General features: G+C 72.4%; 6 protein-coding genes and 2 pseudogenes. 1 reads left to right on the top strand and 7 read right to left on the bottom strand.

Annotated elements, in window-relative coordinates:
• Positions 1-91 precede the first annotated feature (91 nt).
• From ACQKIP_RS31655 to ACQKIP_RS31625, 7 genes and pseudogenes are all read right to left on the bottom strand, one after another.
• Positions 92-826, bottom strand: a pseudogene (locus ACQKIP_RS31655) (proton-conducting transporter membrane subunit); the annotation flags it as partial.
• Positions 823-1,398, bottom strand: coding sequence for a Na(+)/H(+) antiporter subunit C (locus ACQKIP_RS31650; RefSeq protein ID WP_365856303.1), 576 nt, complete (start codon positions 1,396-1,398; stop codon positions 823-825). The gene ACQKIP_RS31650 and the pseudogene ACQKIP_RS31655, both read right to left, overlap by 4 nt.
• On the bottom strand, positions 1,395-4,286 hold the full coding sequence (locus tag ACQKIP_RS31645) for a Na+/H+ antiporter subunit A (protein WP_365856301.1): 2,892 nt from the start codon (positions 4,284-4,286) through the stop codon (positions 1,395-1,397). The genes ACQKIP_RS31650 and ACQKIP_RS31645 overlap by 4 nt, the downstream gene beginning before the upstream one ends.
• Before the next feature lie 108 nt (positions 4,287-4,394).
• Complete coding sequence (locus ACQKIP_RS31640; RefSeq protein ID WP_365856299.1) at positions 4,395-5,081, bottom strand: GNAT family N-acetyltransferase; 687 nt, start codon at positions 5,079-5,081, stop codon at positions 4,395-4,397.
• Positions 5,078-5,941, bottom strand: a complete 864-nt coding sequence (locus ACQKIP_RS31635) for a class I SAM-dependent methyltransferase (RefSeq protein WP_365856297.1) — start codon at positions 5,939-5,941, stop codon at positions 5,078-5,080. The genes ACQKIP_RS31640 and ACQKIP_RS31635 overlap by 4 nt, the downstream gene beginning before the upstream one ends.
• A gap of 71 nt (positions 5,942-6,012) precedes the next feature.
• Positions 6,013-7,677, bottom strand: a complete 1,665-nt coding sequence (locus tag ACQKIP_RS31630) for an MFS transporter (protein WP_365856295.1) — start codon at positions 7,675-7,677, stop codon at positions 6,013-6,015.
• A 209-nt stretch (positions 7,678-7,886) separates the two neighbouring features.
• Positions 7,887-8,906 carry an NAD(P)/FAD-dependent oxidoreductase gene (locus ACQKIP_RS31625; RefSeq protein WP_365856293.1) on the bottom strand — a complete coding sequence of 340 codons (1,020 nt, stop codon included), beginning with the start codon at positions 8,904-8,906 and terminating at the stop codon, positions 7,887-7,889.
• Positions 8,907-8,981: 75 nt separating this feature from the next.
• On the opposite strand from ACQKIP_RS31625, the pseudogene ACQKIP_RS31620 reads away from it, so the two are divergent.
• Positions 8,982-9,086: pseudogene (locus tag ACQKIP_RS31620) on the top strand (XRE family transcriptional regulator); the annotation flags it as partial.

Here is a 9,086-nt window from a genome sequence, read left to right as displayed (position 1 = left end):
GCGCTCGCGGACGGGCTCACGCTGCGGGTGCTGGTCCGGGACCGGGAGGCGGGCGAGGCGCTGGGGATGCTGGAGGCCGAGGTCGGGCGGGGGTGACCGGGGCGGGTGCGGTCGGGTAGGAGTCGGGCAGCCAGGCGGCCACCGGGAAGACGGCCGCCTTGACGCCGAACACGGTAAGGAGCAGTGCCTCGATCAGGGTGCGTACGCCCACGGGTACTTCGGCCAGGCGGACGGCGAGCTGGGCGAAGTTGGCGGTGCCGCAGGCGGCGTAGGCGACCGCGATGCCGGCGAGGAAGACCAGCGAGGAGACGAGGGAGACGACGACATAGGTCGAACCGGCCCGCAGGCGCGGCTCGGTGCCGCCCAGGGTGAGCAGCACGAAGCTCGCCATCAGCATGATCTCGAAGCCGACGTAGAGGGTCACCAGATCGCCGGCGAGGAAGGTGAGCGAGACCCCGGAGACCAGGACCAGGTAGGCGGGGTGGAAGACGGCGATCGGGGCGCGTTCCTCGCGGTCGACCATGTCCTGGCCGAGCGCGTAGACCAGCACGATGAGGGTGACGGCGCCGGACACGGTCAGCATCAGCGCGGCGAGCCGGTCGGCGACCAGGGTCACCCCCAGCGGCGGGGCGAAGTCGCCGAGGTGGACGACGAGCGGGCCGCTGCGGTCGGCTCCGACGAGCAGGATGAGGTCGACGGCGAGGACGGCGGCCAGGACGCCGATGCCGATCAGCCGGTGCAGCATGCGCAGCCGGGGCCCGATGAACATGCTCAGGCCGCACGCGGTCAGCGGCAGGACGACGGGCAGCGGGACGAGGGCGTTCAACGGGGGTCGTTCTCCTGCCGTACGGGGCTTGGCGGTTGCGGCGGGTCCGCGCCGAGGATGTCGTCCCACAGGTCGCCGGGGGCATCGCGGGCGCGGGCCTGGAAGGCGCGGTCCTCGCGCAGGCGGCGGCGCTGCTCGCGGCGTTCGTCGCGCCAGGCGCGCGGTCCCTCGCCGCGGTGGCGCTCACGCAGTTCGGCGCGCTCCTCGGCGATCTCGGCGCGCAGCACGACGCGGCGGTCCTCCACGTCGTCCTGGACGAAGTCGGTGCCGGTCAGCTGGCTGCTGCGGTAGACCATCGCCAGGACGAACGCGGTGGTGGCCAGGGTGATGACGACGGCGGTCAGGACGATGGCCTGGGGCAGCGGATCGGTGACCCGTGCGTGCGCGACGCCCGGGTAGAGCAGGGGCGGGGCCCCGGCCCGTCCGGTGGTGGCGAGGACAAGGAGGTTGACGCCGTTGCCGCAGACGATCACGCCGATGAGCACGCGGGTCAGGCTGCGGGTGTGCAGGAGGACCGCGCCGACGGCGGTCAGGACGACGGCGCAGATCAACAGGGTCAGGCTGACGGTCACCGGTCCCCCTCCTTGGCGAAGGCGAGCCCGGCCCTGTATTCCGTCTGCTGGTCGATCTTGGAGCCGAGGGCGCGGACGATGTCCAGGACCCCGCCGAGGACCAGCAGGTAGACCCCCAGGTCGAAGAGGATGGCGGTGCCCATGTGCCAGTCACCGATGAGCGGCAGATGCCCGTGCCACGTCCAGGCGTGCAGCACGGTCCCGTCGGCAAGTCCGAGCAGCGCGATGCCGGTGGACAGGGCCAGGCCGAGGCCCGTGAAGAAGCCGGGATGCAGCGGCGCCGCGGCCTCCAGTTCGTGGCGTCCGCCCGCGAGGTAGCGGATCATCAGGGCCACCCCGGCGACCAGGCCGCCGACGAATCCGCCGCCCGGCAGGTTCTCCGCGCACAGCAGCAGATAGACCGAGAGCATCAGGATCGGGTGGAAGACGAGGCGGGCGATCACCTCGAAGACGACCGAGCGGTGCTCGGGCGCCAGGGTGTCACCGGCCGTCAGCCAGCTGCGCTCGGGCGCGGTCTGCCGGTACTTGGGCGGCACCTGGATGGCCGGTGTCGCAAGCGACCAGGCCGTGACTCCGCCGGGCAGCGCGGGCGGCGTCCCCGGTGCCGGGCCCTGGCGGCGGTGGACGTACAGCAGGCTGGTGACGCCGAGGACGGCCACCGCGAGAACGGCCGACTCACCCATGGTGTCCCAGGCGCGGAAGTCCACCAGGATCGTCGCCACGACGTCCTTCAGTCCGTGGTGGGCGGTTTCCTCCGTCATGGCGGCTCCGGCCGGATCCGCGGTGCGTGCCGCTGCCGCCAGCCACACCGCGCAGGCGACCACGAGGCTGCTGGCGAGGGCGAGCAGCAGGCTGGCCACGCGGCGCCAGGAGCGCAGCGTCTCGCCGAAGTGCACGGGCAGGCGCCGCAGGACCAGGACGAGGACCACGGTCGAGACGGTCTCTACGCCGAACTGGGTGAGCGCCAGATCGGGTGCGCCCTGCACGACGTACAGCAGGGCCGTGCCGTACCCGGTCAGGCCCGCGAGGACGGCGGCCTTCATGCGGCGCTGCACCACCAGGCACATCAGGGCGCACGCGCAGGTCAGCGCGGCGACCGCGGCCTGCCATGGGGTGTCCCAGACGCGGGGCGCGGGGGCGCCGTGCCAGGGGCGGTCGGCCACCAGGACGGCGAGGAGGCCGGCGAGCATGACGCCCAGGACGGTGGCCACGTACGCGGGCAGGGAGCCCTTCTGCACCGCGCCCGTCACCTGCAACGCCATGCGCTCCACCCCCAGCACGGTCCGCCCGAAGGCCTCGTCCGCCTTCGGCCAGGCCAGCCGCCGCCCCAGCCCCGCCACCGCGTCCCGGCCCGCGAACAGGGCCGCGCCGCCCGCCCAGGCCAGCGCGGACAGGCCGAGCGCGGGTCCGAAGCCGTGCCACAGCGCCAGGTGATAGGGGTGTGCCGGGCGGGTGTACTGCGCCGCGTACGCCTCGAAGAGCGGCGCCACCCACCCGATGCCCGGGCCCAGGAGAAGGGAGGCCAGGGCCAGCACGGCGGGCGGGGCGAGGAAGAGGGGGCCTACGCGGTGCACGGCGCAGTCGGGGATTCCCGGTTTGCGCGCGAAGGCGCCCCACAGGAAGCGCAGGGTGTAGGCGGTGGTGAGCGCGGAGCCGACCACGATCAGGGCGAGCACCCACCGCTCGGCGACGGTGCCGTTCCACAGCGCCTCGAACGCGGCTTCCTTGGCCACGAATCCGAGCAGCGGCACCAGCGCGACCATAGAGGCGCCCGCGAGGACGGCGACCGCGGCCACCCCGGGCAGCGCCCGGCCCACACCGGACAGGCGCCGCAGGTCGCGTGTCCCGGCCGCGTGGTCGACGATCCCGGTCACCAGGAAGAGCGGCGCCTTGAACAGCGCGTGGCCCAGGATCATCGTGACGGCCGCGAGCCCGGTGTTGTACGTGCCGTCCCCCGCCAGGACGATCAGGAAGCCGAGCTGGCTGACGGTCCCGTAGGCGAGGACGAGCTTGAGGTCGTTCAGGCGCAGCGCGCGCCAGCCGCCGAGCAGCATCGTGGCCGTGCCCAGGATCAGAAGCACCGGCCGCCACGGCGTCACGTCCGCGAACGCGGGGGCCAGGCGTGCCACCAGGTACACGCCTGCCTTGACCATGGCTGCCGCGTGCAGATAAGCGCTGACCGGGGTGGGAGCGGCCATCGCGTTCGGCAGCCACATGCTCAGCGGCCACACCGCCGACTTGGCAAGGGCACCGACCAGGATCAGCACCAGCGCGGCTGAGAGCGTGGCATCGGCGGCGGGCGGCGACTCCAGGATCCGCGAGATGCGGTAGGTGCCGGCCGCGTGCCCCAGCATCAGGAACCCGACGAACATGGCGAGACCGCCCACCATGGTCACCGTCAGGGCCTGCAGTGCGGAGCGGCGGCTGGCCCGCTTCTCGCTGTCGTATCCGATCAGGAGGAAGGACAGGACGGTCGTCAGTTCCCAGAACAGATACAGGATCATCAGGTCGTCGGCGAGGACGAGGCCCAGCATCGCCCCGGCGAAGGCGAGGAGGTTACCGCCGAAGGCCCCCAACTGCCTTGTCCCCGGCACGAAGTAGCTGCCGCAGTAGAGCAGGACCAGGGCCCCGATGCCGGCGGCGAGGAGCACCATCACCAGGGCCAGCGCGTCGAGCCGGAATGCCGCGTCGACGTCGTAGGCCTCGATCCACGTCCAGGCCTCGCTGCTTGCTCCGCCGCCGGTGACCGTGGACCACTGGCACAGCGCCCAGACGAGCGCTGCCGCGGGCGGCAGCGCAAGCACGACAAAGGCGCGCGGGCCGGCACGGCGGACGAGCGGGGCCGCGCAGAGCGCGACGACGAAGTGGGCCAGGACCAAGAAGGTCATGACTCATGCATATCGGCAAGTAAGAGACAAATAGGGTGGGCGCGCCGGGGAGCAGTGCGGCACGGCGCAACTGCCGGGCAAGTGCGCCCCTTCGCGGCCCGCGACGCCTCAGCGGGCGCGCAGGGCCTTCCAGTCGTCCTCGAGCATGGAGTACTGCACGATGTCGTGCCACACCCCGTCCACGTGCCCGTAGTGCCGCAGCCGTCCCTCGCGCACCATGCCGGCCTTCTCGATGGCCCGCTGCGCGGCGATGTTGGAGGGCATGAAGCCCGACCAGACGCGGTGCAGGCCGAGGCGGTCGAAGCCCAGGACGCCCAGCAGGAAACCGATCTCGACGCTGTGGCCCACACTGACCCGGTCGGCGCGCAGGGCAAGGCCCACCTCGGCGCTGCGGTAGCCGACGCGGACCATCCCGCCCTCGCCCGACTGGTCCTCGACGATCAGCTTCGCCGAGCCGATCAACTCACCGGTGGCGATCTCGCTGACGCCCAGACGGTAGTGCGTGCGCGGGGTGCGCCGGGCACCCTCCCTCGCCTGCTCGACCAGCGCCTCGGCGTCGGTGCGCCGGAAGGGCGGCATGCCGAACTCGCGGGTGGTGCGCGGGTCGCCGAAGATTCCCAGGACGCCCTCCACGTCGCCGGGCAAGAACTCCCGCAGCCGCAGGGTGGCGCCTTCGACGAGCACGGCACGCGGTTCCGGCGGGCGCGAGGGCCGTTCGTCGAGCCGCACCCGGCGCGGCTCCCGCGGGGCCCACAGGTGGGCTTGCTCCCGCTCGACTTGCAGGCGATCCGTCATCTGTTGACTCCTTGGTGATGTTCCGTCAGACCGAACGACAGGCGCGTGACCCACAGCGGTCTGCGCGCGCGGATCGCGGGAAGAAGGTTGGCCAGGGGCAGCAGCCACCCGCAGAGGAAGCCCCGGCCCCGCGGCTCGCGCACGGCTCGTACGGCCGCGATGTTCGGATGCACGGCGCGCAGTGCGCGCTGTTCCTTCGGGGTCATCCCCCAGAGCATCGGCGGCGGGCGGTACCCCGCGGGATAGCTCCACCGGCCCCGTGCCGTACGGGCGGCCATCCAGGCCGGCGGGGTGTCGAAGACCAGCTCCGCACCGGGAAAACGCGCGGCGCACGCCTCGAAGAGTTGGTGCACCGTGTCCCGCGGGAGATACATCAGCATTCCCTGGGCCAGGATCAGCACCCCGCGCGAGGCGTCGACCTCGTCCATCCACCGCGGATCGGTGGCCGAGCAGGACAGCGTGCGATGACGCGGCGCGTCCGGCAGCAACCGCTGCCGGAGCGCCGCGACCTCGGGCAGATCGACCCCGAGCCAGCTCACTCTGCCGTTGTCCACCCGCCAGAACTGCGTCTCCAGACCCTCCCCCAGCGAGACGACCGTGCCGTCCGGATGGTCCCTGAGGAAACGTCGCACCTCGCGGTCGTAGCAGCGGGCCCGTACCGCCATTCCTTGGGCCAGGCCCCAGTTGCCGGTGCCGAAGCGGCGCTCGAAGGGGTAGTCGACGGAGTCGATGACCTCGATCGCCTTCGGGTCCAGGAGTGCCGAGCCGGGGTCCTTCGCGGCCAGAGCGCGGTGGTGCAACGTCCACAGCGTCGTCTCGGCGACGCCGTCCAGCTCGGCCTTCCGCTTCTGTCCGTCCATCCGGCGATGGTCACAACACCGTCGGCGGCCCAGCAAGGAGCGTCACTCGTCCGAGTGTATAGATCACTCGTTCAGTTGGGATTTGCCGCCGAGCCCGTTCCCGGTGCGATGTCCGCTTCGTCCGACGTCAGTTGGGCCGTGCGCCGCGGTCCGCGCGCCAGGATGTAGAGCAACAGGGCGGCCATCACGGCGACGCCCGCCCACATGGCCTGCTGCCAGCCGTCGACGAACGACTCCTGCGCGGCACGGATCAGCGCCCCGGCGTGGGTTCCGGTTCCCTCCGCGGCACCGAGGGCGTTGGCGATGCCTTCGCGTGCGGTGTCGGCGGCGCCGCGGGGGATGTCCTGGAGCCGGGAGTCGATGGCACCGCGGTAGCCGGCGGACAGCAGCGCGCCGAGCAGGGCGACGCCGAGCGCCGTACCGAACTCGCGGGTGACGTCGTTGAGCGCGGAGGCAACGCCCTGGCGCTCGCGCGGCAGGGAACCGGTGATGGCCTCGGTCGCGGGAGTCATCGACAGACCCATGCCGGCTCCCATGGCGAGCATGCCGGGCAGCACGGAGAGGTAGCCGCCGTCGACGGAGACGAGAGCGGCCATGAGCGCCAGACCGGCGGCGGCCAGCGCGATTCCCGCCGCCATGGTCGACCGTGCGCCGATGCGCGCGGCCAGCCGGGGCGCAAGGCCGGACGTCATCATCATCAGTACGGCCATGGGCATCAGCGCGAGCGTGGACAGCAGCCCCGACCAGCCCAGCACGGCCTGGAAGAAGGGGAAGAGGACCACGAAGATGCCGGCCTGCACGCCGAAGACCACAAGCAGGGTGACCGAACCTCCGGCCGGTGAGCGCCGGCCGAAGAGACGTACGTCCAGGAGCGCGGCATCCCGGCGGCGCAGCTCCCAGGCCACGAAGGCGACGGCGGCCAGGGCGCCGACCGCGAGGCTGAGCAGGGTCACGGGGGCGGTCCAGCCCCGCTCGGGCCCCTCCTGCAAGACGAAGATCAGGCCGACGACCGCGACGACGGAGGTCAGCGCGCCCACGGTGTCGAACCGGTGGCCGGGCTTCTCACGGGTGTTGGGGACGAAGCGCAGCGCCATGACGAGGGCGACGACGACCAGTGCGACAGGCAGGACGAACAGCCAGCGCCAGCTCGCCGCGTCGACCAGCGCGGCGGAGAGGAACATGCCCAGGATCCCGCCGCCGCCGGCCACCCCCGTCCACACTCCGATGGCCCGGCCGCGTTCTTCCGCGGGAAAGGTGGAGGTGATGACGGCCAGCGTGATCGGCATGATCATCGCTGCTCCGACGCCGCTGAACAGGCGTGCGGCAAGCATCACTTCGGCGGACGGGGCGAGCCCGGCCACGACGTTGGCGACACCGAAGACGGCCAGACCGGCGAGCAGCATGGGCTTGCGGCCCCAGCGGTCACCGAGCGCGCCGAGCGGCAGGAGCAGGGCGGCCAGGCTGAGGGTGTAGATGTTGATGATCCACAGGATCGTGCTCTGCGAGGCGCCGAAGGCGAGGGCCAGGTCGGGCTGGGCGACGTTGAGCCCGGATACCGAGGCGATCACGGCCATCAGAGCGATGCAGACGGCGATCAGGATCGTACGGCGCCGGCGCGCGTCCGGCAGGTCCGCGCCGGGGGCGTCGCTGTCGGCACTGTCAGCGCTGCCGCCGCCGGGTATTACCGCGCTCAGCGGCTGTGCGGGCTGACGCCGTGGAGATCGATTGGTGGTCATGGGTTCCTCTCGCAGGGCATGCGGAATACGGCGCCGTATCCGCGTGGGTCGACGGGCGCCGGGGTGATGGGGCGGGGGCCGGCCCCCACGCGGGATGCGTACTGTCGTCGCGCGGCGGGGCCGGAGTGTGGTGGCGGAGGGCGCAGGTGAGGGGTGATCTCGCGCCGGGGCCGGGGGCCGGAGGGCCGAGGCCGGGGCCGGGGCCGGGCTCAGGCGGCCTTGGCGCTGCTCTGCAGGGCGGTGAGGGCCGCTTCGGTGTCGGCGACGGCCAGGTCGGCGTTCATGTGGGCGCCGGCCAGGGCTCCGGCCGCGGCGGAGGCGCCGACCTGGGCGGTCAGGTCGGTGGCGTTGCCGGCCACCCACACCCCCGGCACTTCGGTGGTCCCGGCCATGCCGGTGGCGAAGTGGCGGCCCATCGCGCCGGGCAAGTCCCGCATCGGCAGACTCAGTTCGTCCAGGCCCTCGGTGCGGGCCTGCATGGTGGTGGCGACGGCGAGGACGCGGCGGGGCACCAGATCTCCGCCGCTCAGGCGTACGCCTTCGATGCCGCCGTCCTCGGCGGCCACGACCTCGGCCACCGGGGTGTCGACGACGCGGATACCGCGAGCGGTGAAACGCGCACGGGTGTCGTCGTCGAGATCGGTGCCCCGGGTGAAGTAGACGAGGTCGTCGGTCAACTGGCGGAAGAGAAGCGCGTGGTGGACCGAGGCCGGGCCCACGGCGAGCACCCCGATGGGCTCGTCGCGCACCTCCCAGCCGTGGCAGTAGGGGCAGTGCACCACGCCTCGCCCCCAGTGCCCGGCGAGCCCTCGCACGTCGGGCAGGACGTCGCGCAGTCCAGTGGCGACGAGCAGGCGGCGTGCGGTCACAGAGCGGCCGTCGTCGAGGGTGACCGTGAAGCGCGGGTCTCCGCCGGCGGAGGGGGCGGCCGGGGCGGCGGCGGTCACCTCCCCGGTCACGACCAGGCCGCCGTAGCCGCGTACCTCTTCGCGCCCCCTCTCCAGCAGTACGCCCGGCGGGATGCCCTCCAGGCCCAGCAGACCGTGCACGCCTTCGGCGGGTGCGTTGCGCGGGGCGCCGCTGTCGATGACGACGACCGTGCGGCGGGAGCGGGCGAGCATCAGCGCGCCGTTCAGGCCCGCGGCGCCGCCGCCGATCACCACGGCATCGACGGTTTCGCCCGGCAGCTGGTCAGTCGCATACGCGGCGGTGTTCTCATGGCGTCGCACCTTTCGTCGGCGATCCCCCTGCGGTTCAGGGGCTGCGATCACGACGATAAGCACGCCTTGCGGAAGCGGCATACAATGTTGCCCATGACGCAAGAAGATGGCGAGATGGACAGCCTGGTACGCAAACGAATCCGGGCCCTGCGGGTGGCACAGGGCTGGTCACTGGAGGAACTGGCCGCC

It is taken from the genome of Streptomyces sp. NPDC059900 (assembly GCF_050270335.1).
Taxonomy (GTDB): Bacteria; Actinomycetota; Actinomycetes; order Streptomycetales; family Streptomycetaceae; genus Streptomyces.
This window is presented reverse-complemented; position numbering and strand designations above follow the sequence as displayed.

What these genes read in the sequence shown, in the direction of transcription:
- ACQKIP_RS31645 (WP_365856301.1), bottom strand. Translation starts at nt 4,286, where the DNA reads ATGACCTTCTTGGTCCTGGCCCACTTCGTCGTCGCGCTCTGCGCGGCC.
- ACQKIP_RS31640 (WP_365856299.1), bottom strand. Translation starts at nt 5,081, where the DNA reads ATGACGGATCGCCTGCAAGTCGAGCGGGAGCAAGCCCACCTGTGGGCC.
- ACQKIP_RS31635 (WP_365856297.1), bottom strand. Translation starts at nt 5,941, where the DNA reads ATGGACGGACAGAAGCGGAAGGCCGAGCTGGACGGCGTCGCCGAGACG.
- ACQKIP_RS31630 (WP_365856295.1), bottom strand. Translation starts at nt 7,677, where the DNA reads ATGACCACCAATCGATCTCCACGGCGTCAGCCCGCACAGCCGCTGAGC.